Below are 14,637 nucleotides of genomic sequence, written 5' to 3' on the forward strand. Positions count from 1 at the left end.
AAGGTGAAGAAAGGAAGAGGATCTGATGGCTGACAAAAAGCACTATAGCGGCAGCACAGGAGTTGTGATTCTTCGTTTTGACGGCGGTGACTACGCCATTGTCTCGGAGAACCATTCCGGAGACATTCCGTCGGCGTGCCTTGCCTTATTGGTTCCTAATGCAGCCCTTCCGGGCCGTGCAGCCGAAGCAATCGACTGCTTGACTTCAGACGGTTTTCGCGTTGTAGCCTTCAACCAAGTTGGTACAGACGACCTGGTTTACACGCTGGTCAAATCCGGACGTTAAGAAGAGGGGCTGTATCCCAGAGGAAAGGAGCGAATAGCCTTGAGTATCTTTGAGAGAATCCTAGAAGCAATCAGCGGTCTCGACGTTGAGGAAATTGAAATTAAGTTCCGGAATGGAAAAAAGAAAAAATACAAACTGGATGGCTTGAGCGGCATCATAGCATTGGAACGAATTACGAGATGGCTTAGCAATATTGACTGGGATAAAGTGAAAGAAGTCGAAATTGAATTGGCCAACGGGGAAGAATTGAAATTCAAACCAAATGGAAGCGGCGATTCAGGCATCCCCGCACCTATGGGTCCATCAGGTGTAGTTAATCTGCGCTTTGACAGCGCCACCTATGCCATTGTTTCAGAGGATCATTCCGGCGTCATTCCGTTTGATTGTCTGGCGCTTCTGCAGCCTGATCCGGCACTGCCCAATCGTGCTGCGGCTGCCATCGATTGTCTGATCGAAGACGGCTTTGAGATCCAAAGCTTCAGCCTGATCGGCACCAACGATCTGATCTACACACTTGTTAGATCCTAAGCTTGATTCCAGCTTGAAGATATACTCCCTCTCGGATTATGCATAGAGACTTCGGTCTATATATCATTCAGGTCAGCCGGTTTCCGGCTGACCTGTTTTGTATTTAGGCAGTTCCTGCCGCTCCTTTTTAATCGCAAGCTTTAAGCGTCGGCCCATCGATCCGTTTCCCGTAAAATGGACAAAAACCGACGCTTTTCGATTTTTTTATGAATGCCGCTCTTAAATTTGAAGGGACGTTTGCTCCGATAGACGTCATAGGTTAGGCATGGTTTTTTAAAAATGAGCTTTCTTAAGAAAAGAAGAGGCCGCTGAAAAAGTCATCACTGCGAGTCCGGAACCTTCTTTCGATCGCTGAGGCGAACGCTTTCGCTCCTACCGAACGATTCCGTACTCTACGCTTGTTTTTTCAGCGGTCTCCTTAAGAAAAACTTTCGTTTTTGTTTAAGCCGGCTTTAGAATGATCGGCTATAATCCCAATCAAGGTGATGACTAGCCGGGGTCTGGCACCATTTGGACAAAATTGCGCGGCTTCCGTACATATTCAGTTCATATTCGTCGGATAAGATGAACGATGTACAGAAATAAACAAGCGCGTGACAAGTTTTTTGGATTGAGGGGAGTGTAGAAATGGACCGTTTTACCAAGTTTTCCATGAAAAATGTTTCCGCTTTGTTCATTATTATTCTTCTCTTGTTCGGCAGCGGGCTGTATGCGGCCAACAAGCTTAAAGTGGAAAATATGCCTGACATTTCGTTTCCCGTCGTGGTAGTAACCACGCAGTATACGGGGGCTCCGAAGGATGTCATGGATGAAATTACCGATCCGCTGGAGGAGAAGCTGGGGAACGTCGAGGATTTGGATACGATGACGTCGACGTCAAGCGATAACTTCTCGACGATCATTCTTCAATTTAAGCAAAGCGTGAAGGATACGGATAAGAAAAAGCAGGATATCGAGAGCCTGCTTCAGGACGTGAAGCTGCCTGCAACGGCTGCACAGCCTAAGGTGTCCACGTTCGGCGCATCCTCGTTCGCTACGAACTATTTGGTCGCTTATGCCGAGAACGGCATGAGCCAAACCGAGCTCGATAAGCTGTACAGCGATACGATCGAGCCTCATTTGGAAGGGATTAAAGGCATCGACCATATGGACGTCGTCGGCGCCCGGGATGCCAGCTTGGATATCGAGCTTGACGCCGGTGCATTGAACGTATACGGCCTGACTCCGTCCCAGGTGACCAACGTGATCAGCGCAGCCGTCACCAAGAGTCCGATCGGCAGTGTGAAGCTGAGCGGCAATGAGAAGATGGCCCGGGTAAAGGGCGACATCAAGAGTCTTTACGAGCTCGAACAGCTCGAAATTACGACGAGCCAGAACGGCGTCATTACACTGTCTCAGGTAGCCAAAGTCAAATCGATTACCGAGTCCGACTTTAACGGCCGCTTGGACGGCAAGCCTGCAATTGGTATGATTATGTATAAGGCGGGCAGCGCCAATGCGGTTGAATTTTCCGACGCGATCAAGAAACAGCTTGACGAATGGAAAACGACGATGCCGAATGTCGTATTCAAAAGCACTTACGACAGCGCGGATCAGATCAAAGAATCCATTAACGGCATGCTTCGCGAAGGTATCGTAGGGGCCATACTGGCTTCTCTTATGATTCTCATCTTCCTGCGCAATATGCGCATGACAATCATCGTTCTCGTATCGATACCGCTGTCGATTCTGATTACTCTGCTGCTGATGTGGCAGCTGGATCTCTCGCTCAATACGATGACGCTCGGCGGTATGTTTATCGCAATCGGACGCGTCGTCGACGATGCCATTGTGGTAATAGAAAATATATACGCCTCTCTTGAGAAGGCGCAGAAGAGGAACGAATCCGTCATTCTGCTTGCTACGAAGCAGGTATCGTCCGCGATTACTTCTTCTACGCTGGCTACCGTGAGCGTATTTGCTCCGATGGGGATGGTTACAGGGGTTGTCGGCGAGCTGTTCCGGCCTTTTGCCATCACACTGGCCGTGGCGCTTCTGTCCTCCTTGCTGGTGGCCTTGACCGTCATTCCGATGCTGGCCAAATTGCTCGTGCTTCGCGGCAACAGCATCAAACCGCACGTTTCTCATGAGCATGAGAAGCCGGGCCGCTTTATGGCCATCTATGAAAAAGTGCTGCAGTGGTGCTTGCACCATCGGATCAAGACACTGCTGCTGGCGGCGCTGCTTTTTGTCGGCACCCTGGCTTCTACGATTCCTTTCCTGAAGGTTTCGTTTATTCCGGAGAGCAAGCCGTCCAAAACGATGTATTTTCAGCTGAAGCTGCCTTATGAAACGTCCTTTGATGCGATGGACCAGAAGTCCAAGGAGTTGGAGCAGCTGCTCTCAGATACGAAGGACAGCGACGGAACCAAAGTGTTCAATTTCGTCGAAGCTCTGGTCGGTTATAACGGCGACGATGATCAGCAGACACCGTATGCCGCGCAAATTTATGTGGAAGTCAACGACAAGGTTGACGCCGATAAAGTGAAGGAGCAGGTTAAGGAGTTCATGCTCTCCGAACTGCCTCAAGGCTCGGAAGTGGAGCCAAGGTCGCTTGGGGGCGGAACGGGGCTGGCTTCGGCCGACTTCCAATATTCCCTGAAGGGTGATGGACCAGGATCAGCTGGAGATCGCTGCTACGAAGATCAAGCAGAAGATGCAGGAGTTCCCTGAGCTGAGCGAAATTGAGGATAACTTGAGCGATGGCAAGACCGAGGTGGAGATCGAGGTCGATCAAAGCAAGGCGCGTGCCTACGGGCTGAACGCCTCCACGGTTCGCGATACTGCCCGCGCCTGGATTCAGAAGCAGTCGCTTGGCGATTTGAAATTTGATAACCTGACGTATACGACTACCATCTCGATGAATACCTCTGACAAGGATTCGCTTGAAAAGCTGGGGAATATTCCGTTCACCACGACTTCGGGCACAACGGTATTCTTGAAGCAGGTAGCCAAAATCAGCGAAGTGAAAGCTCCGGTATCGCTGGCGCGAGACAGCCAAAAGCAGGTCGTCAGCGTGAGTGCAAAAATCAGCGTAGACGACAAAAGCCACGTCAGCCAGAAGGTTTCCATGGCCCTGGCGCAAGTTGAACTGCCGGATGGGGTTACACGCGAGGTTAAAGGCGTATCGGAAGACATCAATGAAAGCTTCTCGCAATTGTTTGTGGCGATGGCCGTGGCGGTTGCGGTCGTGTACCTTATCATGGTGCTTGCTTTCGGAAATGCTTCGGCGCCGTTCGCGATTCTGTTCTCGCTGCCTCTGGCAGCTATCGGCGGCTTGATCGGGCTTGTCGTTATTCGAGAGCCTCTGAGCGTCACCTCCATGATCGGCTTTATGATGCTGATCGGGATTGTAGTAACCAACGCAATCGTACTGATCGACCGTGCGCAGCAGCTTCGCGAAGAGGGATATACGGTACGGCATGCCCTGCTGGAAGCGGGCAAGGTTCGTTTCCGTCCGATCATCATGACGGCGGGAGCTACGATTATGGCGCTGATGCCGCTTGCCCTCGGGCTTTCCGGTGAAGGCGGCCTGATCGGTAAAGGCCTTGGTATTGTCGTTATCGGGGGACTCGTGACTTCCACGATCTTGACCCTGGTTGTCGTTCCGATTGTTTATGAGATGCTGGAAGGCATCAAGAACCGGATCTCCCGATTATTTAACCGAAATAAAAACAAACCGGCGGAGCCTGACACCGGCGCGCTGGATATGTAGCATTCCGAATGAAGCTCGCAGCGGGCGAAAAACGTACTTTTTTGGATCAGGTTACTGCAAGCAGTGAGGAGGCAGGAGAGATGAATTTGTTAATGGCGAGGAGCAGGAAGAAGAAGATGAACCAAACATATCGCACGCTGGCTGTGTTGACTTTGGCCGCAATGGTAGCCTCGGGCTGTTCGATGGGTGGGCCCAAGAACGTACAGGCGGATATTCAGATCCGGCCTGTTAAGACCGAAGCGGTAGCGAAGCAGAATATCGGCAGTCCGACCGAGCAGGTAGGCGAAGTGACGGCCGTCAATGTTATCGATGTCGTGCCGAAGGTAAACGGCGAGGTGGTCGACGTCTTGAAGAATCGCGGCGATTTCGTAGAGAAAGGCGAGGTGCTGTTCCGGGTGGACAGCAAGGATGCGGAATCGGCCCGCCAAAAGAACGAGCTGTCGCTCAAAAGCTCGCAGGATTCTTACCAGAAGGCGAAGGACGATCAGGTCAATAACCGCAAGGATTTGGCGGATGCCGTAGAAAAAGCCAAAATCGCTCTGACCAATGCGCAAAATGATTATAACAAAACGCGCAACGATTTCGATGCTGGAACGTCTAATCAACATCAGGTAGATCTTGCGAAGCAGCAGGTGGATACCGCACAAATGGCTCTGGAGTCGGCACAGAACAAACTGGCGGTTAATGACAGCAACAATTCCATTATTGCAGCGGAGAACCAGATGAAGTCGGCATCGTTAGCCTTGGAGGATTCGATCCGCGCCTTGGACAACTACAGTGTGAAGGCGCCTGCCAGCGGGATTTTGACGGATTTCACCCTGGTGCCGGGACAGACCGTATCCGCCAGCAAGGTCGGTCAGGTTCAACAGATCGATCCGGTCAAAATCAAGACGGAGCTGAGCGAAGCGAATTACCAGCTCGTCAAAAACAAGCAAGAGCTCGTCTTCTACAATCCGGATACGCCGGACAAAAAGGGAACGGGTAAGATCAGTTACATGGCGCCGATTATGAGCGCGCAAACCAAGACGTATACGGTCGAGCTGGATGTGCCCAACCCTGAACATACCATTGAGCCCGGGTCTCGTGTTATGATACAGTTAACTACAGAAAACGAGCAATCCGTTGTTGCGATTCCAACTTTAAGTATTATCCGCGAAGATTCCAGCACTTATGTATTCGTTCAGCAAGGTGATCAATACCAGAAGCGGGCTGTGAAGCTGGGACGCATTAACGGACAGTACCAAGAGGTACTGGATGGCTTGAAAGAAGGCGATCAGTTGGTCGTGACCGGACAAAATCAACTGAAGGATGGCCAGAAGGTAGATAACGGCCAGGCAGCGGCACCGACTAAAACGACAAATACCCAAACGAAATAATATATATTAGGGAGAGTGAACTCATCATGAACAAATCATGGAAAAAAGGTTTTACAGCGGTTTTGCTTGGCTCGCTAATGATTCAGGGAGGGCTTCCCGTATTCGCAGCGGATGCTCCGGCAGTCGTATCCGTTCCTACGTCGAACTACGGCCTGACACAGGATATCCGCGCAGCAGTGAAGAGCATCTCCGTCGAAACGACGGCTCAGGGGCTTCAGCTCTCCGCAGTCGTACGTTTGTATAACGGTGGCACGGAGCAAAACCGTGTGCCTGAGCACGAGCTTCGCCTGCATACGACAGACGGCCTAGAATATACGCTGAAACCAAGCGCAGGCAACAAAACATCGCTTCAGCCGAGAGAAGTCAGCGAGCTGATCTATATGGTCGTGATCGACAGCAAGGATCAATTGAAAGTGGACCAGCTTTCGTTCGTAGATGTGGATCTGTACACGTATCCGAAGAAAGAAACCTATCTGTTGAACATTCCTGTGTCCTCGCAAGTATGGTACAAAACAGGTGGCAACTTCGGCGTACAAAGCGATTCGCTCGCTTGGGGGCAAGCCTTTACGATTCCCGGCGTGAATTCCAGCATTACGTATACGCCGGTCAGCATGTCGGAGCAAACAGCTCAAGAAGGACCGGTCAAGGTGGTTACCTTGCTGGCTGAGAATCCAGGCTATGGCCGTGAAACGATCCCGGGCTTCGTTGTCGATGCGATTGCGGACCAAAAATTGTATGAAGGCAAACGCGCCCAAACGGACGCAACGGCTTTGGAGCCAGGAGAAAAGCAGTACCTTCATTTTACGATCCCTGTTGAAACAGGCGCCACAATTAAAAATCTGCTGGTAGCTACGACCGATAACTTCGTGCCTAGCGTTCCTGCAGGTACGGTTGCTCAGCCTACCGTTGTTTCCAGCGGCAAGCTGACGATTACGGCTCCTGAAGGCAAGCAGACGGACGCGCTTCCTACGACGTCCTACCTGATCGGCACGCCGATCGCTTTTGACCCGTTGACCAAAGTGATCGACGCCAAAACGCAGGTTTCCATCGTTGAGCTGCACCTGCATGAGAATCCGGAATCCGGTTATAAAACGGCCGTTGCCAAATTCAGATTGACGAACACAAGCGATGTGCCGGTTCCGATGCCGGACTTCCAAACGCAATTGACCGGCGGTAACGGAGTCACGTATTCCGGTACGCGTCAAACGAACGTATCGCCAACCCTGGATCCAGGCTTGAGCTACGTTGTGAGCTATTCCTTTAACCTGCCTCAGACCGAGAACGGCGAGAACCTGGCTGTGAAGGTGCTGGATGCCAAAGCGGCAGCTCCGTATACAACAACGATTGCGGCACTGCAAACGGCAGCTCAGAACGAAGATCCGAAGGCCGATACATTCAGCCTGTACCCTTATGACGTTAAGATGAACGATTATAACGTAAGCTATACGACAATGGTAGGTAACCCGATTACTTATACCTATAAATTGAATGTCGATATGGATATCAAGCAAAAAGAAAACGTAGTTGTCGATGCGAACTTCTCCAAGCTGAGATTTGAAATCGTCGACTCCCAAGGCCGTATCCTTGGTTCGACAGACGCGTCTTTCACAGGCTCGAATAAACTGATCAGCGGCAAGCAGACGATTGATGCCAGCAACGTGAAATCCGATCAGTTTAACTATCCAATCACAGTTAACATGTACGAGGTTGTTCAAACGCCGAACGGCGAAGCGAAACGTTTGCTCAAAACGTTCCAGCAAGGCTAAGCTCATAGCCGCACAAAAAAAGGATTGCATCCCTGACAGAGGGGGCAATCCTTTTTCTTTAAATACCATGCCGAGCGGTTTCCATCGGCGGGCGACCGAACGAAAAAAAGCTCCAGGCCGGAGCTTTTTTTTACTTTTTCATGAATGCTGCCGCAAAACGGATCGCTTCGAGAGCGTCGCGGACAAAGGCGCGATTTTCCGGCTCCCAGGCTTCCGGCTCGTCGATCTCGAACTCCTCCGGGCATTCTTCCAGCAGGGCTGCAGCCTTCTTGGCTGCACCGGGATTGGAAGGAGCCTTGCCGCGAAGCGCTTGAGCGGCAAGCTTCATAGCGTCGCAGACGCTTTTGACATAGGGATAATCCTCGGCATCCCATGCTTTTTTGTCGTTCATGTCGTAAAATTGGATCCATTGCTCCAGCAGGCGGGCTGCTTGGGCCGGTTCCATCGGTTTGGCTGCCATGTTGCGATCCATCCTTTGATTAGCGGTATAGGTTGTGAACGAAGGTTCGGCTCCGTCCGGAGCTTGTACCATTATCCTATACCAAGATAGCCTAAAGCGCACGGCTTGTACAGTGTGCGTTCACAGCTTTCTCACTCCGGTCAGCCGGTAGGCAGGAAATTCGCGCTCGGCTTTGTGCTCGGCATGCTCGGGGCTGAAGGCCTGGACCTGGCTCTCGTACCGCTGTCCTTCCCGGTCCTTCAGGCCAAGCAGGTACGACTGCTGCGTTTGGTACAGCCGGTCGATTTCACGGCTGTCGACTTCGAAAAAAGAGCCGCTGTTATCCAAAATACGGATGATTTCATCCAGCTGTCCGTTCAAGTAGTTATATTCATGCGTATTTTCATGCTGGGCTCTGATCTGCTCCAGCTCATCCTTGCGAACCCGCAGATCCAGTAAAAATTCATATATTTTTTCCTTCGGCATCTGTTGCATCGCTCTCACTCTCCCTTAAGCGGATGGTCGGCACAGCAGTTAGGTCTGATTACCCGCCGCATCAGGCGATGAATCCGGTTTTCGGCGATACAGCAAAATGATAACCGAACAAGGAATGAGGCACATCAAGCCGCAGGCGATAAAAGCGCCGTTTGCGCCAAAATGGTTGGCGATGGAGCCTGTGAATAAGCTGCCCACCGGAGTGGAGCCGGCAAAGACAAGGGAGTAGATGCTCATGACCCGGGAACGGTACTCATCCTTCGAATACATTTGCAGGGTGGAGTTGCAGGTGGTGGCAAATAAAATATTGCAGAGTCCGTTGATCGCAAGCAGCACTCCCGTAACATAAGGCGATGTAGCCAGCCCGTTAAGGATGAGCACAACGGAAAGCAGCAGGGAGCAGGTGATGCTGACGGCCATTTTAGGGCCTGTCTTGCTCCGCAAGGACATCGTCAGCGCGCCGATGAGCGACCCGACGCCAAGGCATGACATGAGCACACCGTACGTCTGCTCCTTCAGGTGCAGCACGTCCCTGGTAAATACCGGGATGAGAATGTTAAAGTTGTAAGCCATCGTGCCGACGACGGTGACCAGCAGGATGGTTTGGGACAGCCGCTTGTCTCTGGATATATATACGAAGCCTTCCTTGATTTCTTTGAAGATGCCTACGTTTTTCTTCTTTTGTCTCACGTACGGCGTCGTCTGAATGCGCAGCAGGCCGTAAATGACGGCAATAAAGCTGAGGCCGTTCAGCAGGAAGCACCATGCCGGGCCGAGCAGCGCCATCATGGTCGCGCCGATAGCCGGACCGATAATCCGGGCCAAATTAAAGGTAGTCGAGTTGAGAGCGATCGCATTCATCAAATCTTCCTTGCCGACAATTTCAATATTGAACGACTGCCGGGTCGGCATATCGAACGTATTGGTCAAGCCGAGCAAAAAGGCGATCGTCATCACATAGCCGTACTTGACGGTGTCCGTAAATACGAGAACGGAGAGGGTCAGCGCCAAACACATGGAGATGCTCTGGGTAACCAATAAAATATTCCGCTTCGGAAACTTGTCGACAAGCTGCCCCTGCAAATAGGGAGAAGCACGTAATCGGTAAAAACTGCATAGCCGAGATCAGCCCAAGTAAAAAAGGCGAGCCCGTCAGCGTCAGCACCAGCCAGGATTGGCCGATGTTCTGCATCCAGGTGCCGATCAAGGAAACGCATTGACCGAACCAAAAATAGCGGTAATTGCGGTGGGTGAGCGCATGAAAATGCTTTTGCACCAACCGCTCCCCGGTGTTTAAAATGAACGACATCGTTATTTCGCCCCTGCTTTCCTTCATTTATGAGACGTCTTTTATACGTCTTTCTTTACTTGCTGTTCCCTTCAAAATAAGCTGCCGCATTGCGGCCCATTTTTTCAAGCAGCTCCAATGCGGCATACTGCTCCTGCTCGGTCAATCCGTCGGATAAAATATGCCTCCAGTCAATCAGCACCTGGCGTACCTCCTCCTTGATCCGAAGCGCCTTGTCTGTCAAAAAAATACGGTAGGAGCGCTTATCCTCGTCACGGATTTTACGCAGGACGTAGCCTTGCTCCTCCAGCTTTTTCAAAGCCTTGGCGGTGGTGCCTTTGTCGATCTTCAATTCATGAGACAGCGCTTCCTGACTAAGGCCGTCCTGCTTGTAGAGGGCATTGAGAAATATGTATTGGCCTTTGCCGATATCGGAATCATTCAGCCGGTCCCCGATATACATCTGCCCGTAGCGGTACAGAAGCGATACCCAGCGGGGAATCGTGTATTGCCGGTCAAGCATGCTGCAGGCCTCCATTCAGAAATTAGTTGCAAATGCTACTATATTGTATGGCGGTATAGTTGCGATTGCAACTAGTATTTTTGCGCGTTTTTTCTTTCCGGAACCTTTGGGCTATGGGCGAATATCCTGATCTAGTCAGTAAGCATAAAGGAGGGAAAAGGATGTATCCCGTTTACCCGTATTACAGCCATGAAATGAAGTGCGAGCAGCAGCCCATTTCGTTTCCGCCGCAGCATCAGGACCGCCAGCCCGGTCTGGAATATTTGATGACGCCGCGGCCGATATTCGATAATCCGGCCTATAAGGGCAGCGGCAAGCTGCTCAATAAGGTGGCGATCGTGACCGGAGGCGACAGCGGTATCGGCCGGGCGGCGACGGTAGGCTTTGCCAAGGAAGGTGCGGACGTCGCCATCGTGTACCTGTATGAGCAGCAGGATGCGGAAGAAACGAAGCGGGCGGTTGAATATTACGGCCGCAGGTGCCTGCTGATCTGCGGAGATTTGCGCCAGGAGGCTTTTGCCGCGGAGGTCGTACAGCGGACGCTGCAAACGTTCGGACAGCTGAACGTGCTGGTTATGAATCAAGGCGTTCAATTTCCGCAGAAGAGCATTATGGATATTACGGCGGAGCAGCTGGACGATACATTCCGCACGAACATTTATCCGATGTTCTATCTGACGAAGGCGGCGCTGCCTTATCTTCAGCCGGGAAGCTCCATCATCAGCACGGCCTCGATTACCGCTTATCAGGGAAGCAAGCTGCTCGTGGATTACTCATCGACGAAGGGAGCCATCGTGTCCTTCACCCGGTCTTTGTCGCTGCAGCTGTCAGAGCGGGGCATTCGCGTGAATGCGGTAGCGCCGGGGCCGATCTGGACGCCGCTGATCGTGTCGAGCTACGATGCGGAATACGTCAAAACATTCGGCCTGGACACCCCGATGAAAAGAGCCGGGCAGCCGTTCGAGCTGGCGCCGACGTATATTTACCTCGCCTCCGACGATTCGGGCTTTGTTTCGGGACAGGTGCTGCACGTCAATGGGGGATCGATTACGGAAACGTAAAGCGACCGGCGCGCAAGCGCCGCGGCCGGTATAATCCGACAACAAACGGTATGTCCTCTTTCACTCCCCAGCTGCTTTGAGAAGGGAGAAGCTCTATCCCAAAGCAGCCTTCGGGCAGTGAGAAGGGGCTACGATGAGTTAATAGAGTGACGGCCGGAAGCTTCGCTGGGTGGGGAAGCTGCGAAGCTGCCTCTCAACCAAGAGGTCCTTTTTAAAGCCGGCAGATCGACATCATCCTTGGCTGTAATAAGAGTAGAAAAGTCGGGATTAGCTCGAAATTCGTCAAATTTTAGCGAATAAGCTCGAAACGAAGGGCAGGTCCCATGTAAGGTTAAGCGTTTTACCAAAAATTAATATCTAGTTTACAAAAACCTGTTGTATCCCTAAACGACCCTATGTATAATAGGCAACATAAGGAATTAAACCGGTTTAATTAAAGCGGTTTAATGATTACCGTTTGGGGAAGAAAGGGGGGAGGCGCTATGGCTACCATTGATGATGTTGCCAAGCTCGCCGGGGTTTCTAAGGGACCGTGTCCAGCGTGTTCAGTAAAAAGAGACCGATCAGCAAGGAAGTAACCGAGCGGGTGCTCGAGGTGGCCAAAGAGCTGGGATACTACCCGAATCACATTGCCAGAAGCTTGGCGATCCGGAAGACGATGATTGCCGGATTGAAGATGCCGATTGCGAAGGACGGCGTCATGTCGCAGTTTGAGATTCAGATGATCAACGGGGTTATTAAGGAATGCTCAAGTCATGGATACCGGGTGCTGCTGGATACACTGCCCGAGCATGACGATCCGAACCAGTTTTCGACTGATCCGGTGGACGGTATGATTATGTTTAATCCGCGTAAGCATGACGCCCGTATTGCAAGATACGAGCAGATGGGAATTCCGCTGGTGCTTGTCGGCCGTCCGGACCCGCCCGATATGGCGGTCAGCTATGTGGACAACAACAACACGCATCTCTCGTACGAGGTCGGCGATTATTTGCTCCGCAGCGGGCATACCTCCGTTCTTTTCCTGAACGCATCGTCCGATATGACGGTGGCTTATGACAGGGAGAGCGGCTTGGCGGAAGCGTTTGAGCGCCATGGTTTGCAGCTGCACAAGGAGTATGTGATCAACTATTCCCGCAAGCTCCACGCAAGCCCGGCCGAATACGGGTATATGTCCATTCGGAACACGTTCCGCAGGCTCAGCTACACAGCAGTGATCACCGATACCGACCGTGTAGCGCTGGGCGTGTTCAGGGCCGCGAGGGAGCTGAACATCGACATTCCCGGCGAGCTGTCCGTCATTGCCTTGAGCAATGATACGAAGCTTGCGCAAGAAATGGTGCCGAAGCTGACTTCGGTGGAGCTGTCCGCCGAGAAGCTGGGAGCCGAGGCTGCGCAGCTGCTGATTGAGAAAATGAAGGATCCCTCCGTCGTACGCCACCATATCGTGCAGGCGGAGCTGGTGTACAGAGATTCCTGCAGGCAGCTGAGATAGACGGCAATCCGCAGCGCAGGAGGTCTGCAGGGCGAAAGCGAACAAGATGGGGACCGCTTCGAGAGAGGCTCCTCATTTTGCTTGAATGAACCTAGTGCTTTGTCGGCAAGGGACAAGAACGTATTTTGAAAGCGCTTTATTAAGATTTCGTAAATCCGGGAGGGTACAATCGATGAGAAAAGCAAATGTAGTCAGTACGATGATGGCCTTGATTCTGGTGTGCGGCGTCGCAGCCGGCTGCTCCGACAGCGGCAATTCCGCGTCTGCCCCCACCAATACGTCCGATGCTTCCAAAGGGCAGGAGAAGAAGGAAGAGCGCACGCTCAAAATCATGTCTGGAGTCATCGGCGGGAAGACGCCGGAAGAAAACACGCTTTTTGAAAAGGAGATTGAGCGCTTAACCGGCATCAAGGCAAAGCTGGACAAGCCGGCTTCCGACTACGATCAGAAGCTGCTGGCGGCCATTGCCTCCGGCGAAAAATTCGACCTGCTGCAAATCAGCAAGGAGAAGATGAACCTGTTTATCGAGCAGGGGGTCATTTCCCCGCTGACGGATCAGGTGAAAGCATCCAAGGTGCTGCAGGATCCCGACGTACTGCCTCCGCAGGAATGGGATCAGGTGAAGACGAAGGACGGCAAAATTTATGGCGTCTTCACCAAATTCCAAGGCGGTACGATGCCGATCGTGCGCAATGACTGGCTGAAAAAGCTGAATCTGCCCGAGCCGAAGACGCTGGACGATTACTACAAGGTATTGAAGGCCTTCACTGAGCAGGATCCGGACGGCAACGGCAAAAAGGACACCTACGGCCTCAGCACGGCCGGTACTTACGAGCTGCAAGGCTTCTTCAGCGCAGCGGGCTTGAAACAGCGTTACGTAGAGAAGGACGGCAAGCTCGATGTGCCGTATTCGACGGACGCGGCGATTCCGGTATACGAATGGCTGAACAAGCTGTACAAGGAAGGCATTCTCGACCCGAACTTTGCCACCAACGACACCGGCAAAATGCGCAACCTGTTCCTGACCGACCGCGTAGGGATGATCACTTATTGGGATGCCTGGGTCGGCATGCTGAACAATACGAGAAAGCAGCAGGATGCGAATACGGCGTTTGAAGCGAAGGGACTTCCCGGCGTCGTAGGCTCCGAACGGCAATTACATGCTGCGTCGCGGCGATCCGGACGTATGGGTTATTCCGGTAAATGCCGAGCATCCGAAAACAGCCTTCGAATTCATCGAATGGTGGCATTCCAAAGACGGGATCGTTCTGGGCAGCATGGGCATCAAGGACAATGACTATACCGAGAACGGCGGCAAATATGAGCTGACCAAAACCGGTCAGGAGCATGCCATGGACCACGGCGTACCGTTCTGGTACAACAAAAAGTTCCAAAATCCGTTCGGCTTGCTGCCTGGCGTGAAGGAAGCGCAGGATCTCGTGATCAAATACGGTTCCCTGGAGCTGACACCGCCGAAATGGGCGGATGCCGAGAAAATCATCAACGAATATACCTTTAAAGCGATTCAAGGCGATATGCCGGCTGCCGATGCCGTGAAGAAAATGCGTGAGCAGCTGAAAGCGAACAAGCTGATCGACTAGACGAAAAGATTCAAGCGGGAGATAC

Annotated in this window: 14 protein-coding genes and 1 pseudogene; 10 read left to right on the plus strand and 5 right to left on the minus strand. The window is 52.0% G+C overall.

Going from position 1 to position 14,637, the window contains the following annotated elements; genetic code table 11:
- Window positions 1-25 precede the first annotated feature (25 nt).
- From ACHHV8_RS03225 to ACHHV8_RS03250, 6 genes are all read left to right on the plus strand, one after another.
- On the plus strand, window positions 26-286 hold the full coding sequence (locus ACHHV8_RS03225) for a hypothetical protein (protein ID WP_395156691.1): 261 nt from the start codon (window positions 26-28) through the stop codon (window positions 284-286).
- A gap of 39 nt (window positions 287-325) precedes the next feature.
- Window positions 326-814, plus strand: a complete 489-nt coding sequence (locus tag ACHHV8_RS03230; protein ID WP_395156693.1) for a hypothetical protein — start codon at window positions 326-328, stop codon at window positions 812-814.
- Between the two features lie 627 nt (window positions 815-1,441).
- Complete coding sequence (locus ACHHV8_RS03235) at window positions 1,442-3,526, plus strand: efflux RND transporter permease subunit (protein WP_395156695.1); 2,085 nt, start codon at window positions 1,442-1,444, stop codon at window positions 3,524-3,526.
- Window positions 3,462-4,568: an efflux RND transporter permease subunit gene (locus ACHHV8_RS03240; protein WP_395156697.1), complete on the plus strand. Its 1,107-nt coding sequence runs from the start codon at window positions 3,462-3,464 to the stop codon at window positions 4,566-4,568. The genes ACHHV8_RS03235 and ACHHV8_RS03240 overlap by 65 nt, the downstream gene beginning before the upstream one ends.
- Before the next feature lie 80 nt (window positions 4,569-4,648).
- On the plus strand, window positions 4,649-5,944 hold the full coding sequence (locus ACHHV8_RS03245; protein WP_395156699.1) for an efflux RND transporter periplasmic adaptor subunit: 1,296 nt from the start codon (window positions 4,649-4,651) through the stop codon (window positions 5,942-5,944).
- Window positions 5,945-5,970: 26 nt separating this feature from the next.
- Window positions 5,971-7,710: a hypothetical protein gene (locus ACHHV8_RS03250; protein WP_395156702.1), complete on the plus strand. Its 1,740-nt coding sequence runs from the start codon at window positions 5,971-5,973 to the stop codon at window positions 7,708-7,710.
- A 130-nt stretch (window positions 7,711-7,840) separates the two neighbouring features.
- On the opposite strand, the gene ACHHV8_RS03255 is transcribed toward ACHHV8_RS03250, so the two are convergent.
- The 5 genes and pseudogenes from ACHHV8_RS03255 to ACHHV8_RS03275 form a co-directional block, all read right to left on the minus strand.
- A complete protein-coding gene (locus ACHHV8_RS03255; RefSeq protein ID WP_395156704.1) occupies window positions 7,841-8,170 on the minus strand; it encodes a hypothetical protein in 330 nt (109 codons plus the stop codon).
- 120 nt (window positions 8,171-8,290) lie between these two features.
- Entirely contained in the window at window positions 8,291-8,644 is a 354-nt protein-coding gene (locus ACHHV8_RS03260; protein ID WP_395156706.1) for a hypothetical protein, read from the minus strand.
- A 39-nt stretch (window positions 8,645-8,683) separates the two neighbouring features.
- Window positions 8,684-9,727, minus strand: a complete 1,044-nt coding sequence (locus tag ACHHV8_RS03265; protein ID WP_395156708.1) for an MFS transporter — start codon at window positions 9,725-9,727, stop codon at window positions 8,684-8,686.
- 16 nt (window positions 9,728-9,743) lie between these two features.
- Window positions 9,744-9,980, minus strand: a pseudogene (locus ACHHV8_RS03270) (MFS transporter); the annotation flags it as partial.
- A gap of 28 nt (window positions 9,981-10,008) precedes the next feature.
- On the minus strand, window positions 10,009-10,455 hold the full coding sequence (locus tag ACHHV8_RS03275) for a MarR family winged helix-turn-helix transcriptional regulator (RefSeq protein ID WP_395156710.1): 447 nt from the start codon (window positions 10,453-10,455) through the stop codon (window positions 10,009-10,011).
- 161 nt (window positions 10,456-10,616) lie between these two features.
- Here ACHHV8_RS03275 and ACHHV8_RS03280 point away from each other — a divergent pair, with 161 nt between their 5' ends.
- From ACHHV8_RS03280 to ACHHV8_RS03295, 4 genes are all read left to right on the plus strand, one after another.
- Window positions 10,617-11,516: an SDR family oxidoreductase gene (locus ACHHV8_RS03280; RefSeq protein WP_395156712.1), complete on the plus strand. Its 900-nt coding sequence runs from the start codon at window positions 10,617-10,619 to the stop codon at window positions 11,514-11,516.
- Between the two features lie 541 nt (window positions 11,517-12,057).
- Window positions 12,058-13,011 carry a LacI family DNA-binding transcriptional regulator gene (locus ACHHV8_RS03285; protein WP_395156714.1) on the plus strand — a complete coding sequence of 318 codons (954 nt, stop codon included), beginning with the start codon at window positions 12,058-12,060 and terminating at the stop codon, window positions 13,009-13,011.
- Window positions 13,012-13,183: 172 nt separating this feature from the next.
- Window positions 13,184-14,308, plus strand: coding sequence for an extracellular solute-binding protein (locus ACHHV8_RS03290; protein ID WP_395156716.1), 1,125 nt, complete (start codon window positions 13,184-13,186; stop codon window positions 14,306-14,308).
- The gene (locus ACHHV8_RS03295) at window positions 14,289-14,612 is read left to right on the plus strand and encodes a hypothetical protein (protein ID WP_395156718.1); all 324 of its coding nucleotides are present in this window, start codon (window positions 14,289-14,291) and stop codon (window positions 14,610-14,612) included. The genes ACHHV8_RS03290 and ACHHV8_RS03295 overlap by 20 nt, the downstream gene beginning before the upstream one ends.
- Window positions 14,613-14,637: the final 25 nt, after the last annotated feature.

Source organism: Paenibacillus sp. TAB_01 (assembly GCF_043945595.1).
Classification (GTDB): Bacteria; Bacillota; Bacilli; order Paenibacillales; family NBRC-103111; genus Paenibacillus_S.

Bases quoted from the DNA above. Each gene is read 5' to 3' on its own strand.
- ACHHV8_RS03235 (WP_395156695.1), top strand. From the start codon at position 1,442: ATGGACCGTTTTACCAAGTTTTCCATGAAAAATGTTTCCGCTTTGTTC.
- ACHHV8_RS03245 (WP_395156699.1), top strand. From the start codon at position 4,649: ATGAATTTGTTAATGGCGAGGAGCAGGAAGAAGAAGATGAACCAAACA.
- ACHHV8_RS03260 (WP_395156706.1), bottom strand. From the start codon at position 8,644: ATGCAACAGATGCCGAAGGAAAAAATATATGAATTTTTACTGGATCTG.
- ACHHV8_RS03255 (WP_395156704.1), bottom strand. From the start codon at position 8,170: ATGGCAGCCAAACCGATGGAACCGGCCCAAGCAGCCCGCCTGCTGGAG.
- ACHHV8_RS03250 (WP_395156702.1), top strand. From the start codon at position 5,971: ATGAACAAATCATGGAAAAAAGGTTTTACAGCGGTTTTGCTTGGCTCG.
- ACHHV8_RS03295 (WP_395156718.1), top strand. From the start codon at position 14,289: ATGGGCATCAAGGACAATGACTATACCGAGAACGGCGGCAAATATGAG.
- ACHHV8_RS03240 (WP_395156697.1), top strand. From the start codon at position 3,462: ATGGACCAGGATCAGCTGGAGATCGCTGCTACGAAGATCAAGCAGAAG.
- ACHHV8_RS03290 (WP_395156716.1), top strand. From the start codon at position 13,184: ATGAGAAAAGCAAATGTAGTCAGTACGATGATGGCCTTGATTCTGGTG.
- ACHHV8_RS03225 (WP_395156691.1), top strand. From the start codon at position 26: ATGGCTGACAAAAAGCACTATAGCGGCAGCACAGGAGTTGTGATTCTT.
- ACHHV8_RS03280 (WP_395156712.1), top strand. From the start codon at position 10,617: ATGTATCCCGTTTACCCGTATTACAGCCATGAAATGAAGTGCGAGCAG.
- ACHHV8_RS03275 (WP_395156710.1), bottom strand. From the start codon at position 10,455: ATGCTTGACCGGCAATACACGATTCCCCGCTGGGTATCGCTTCTGTAC.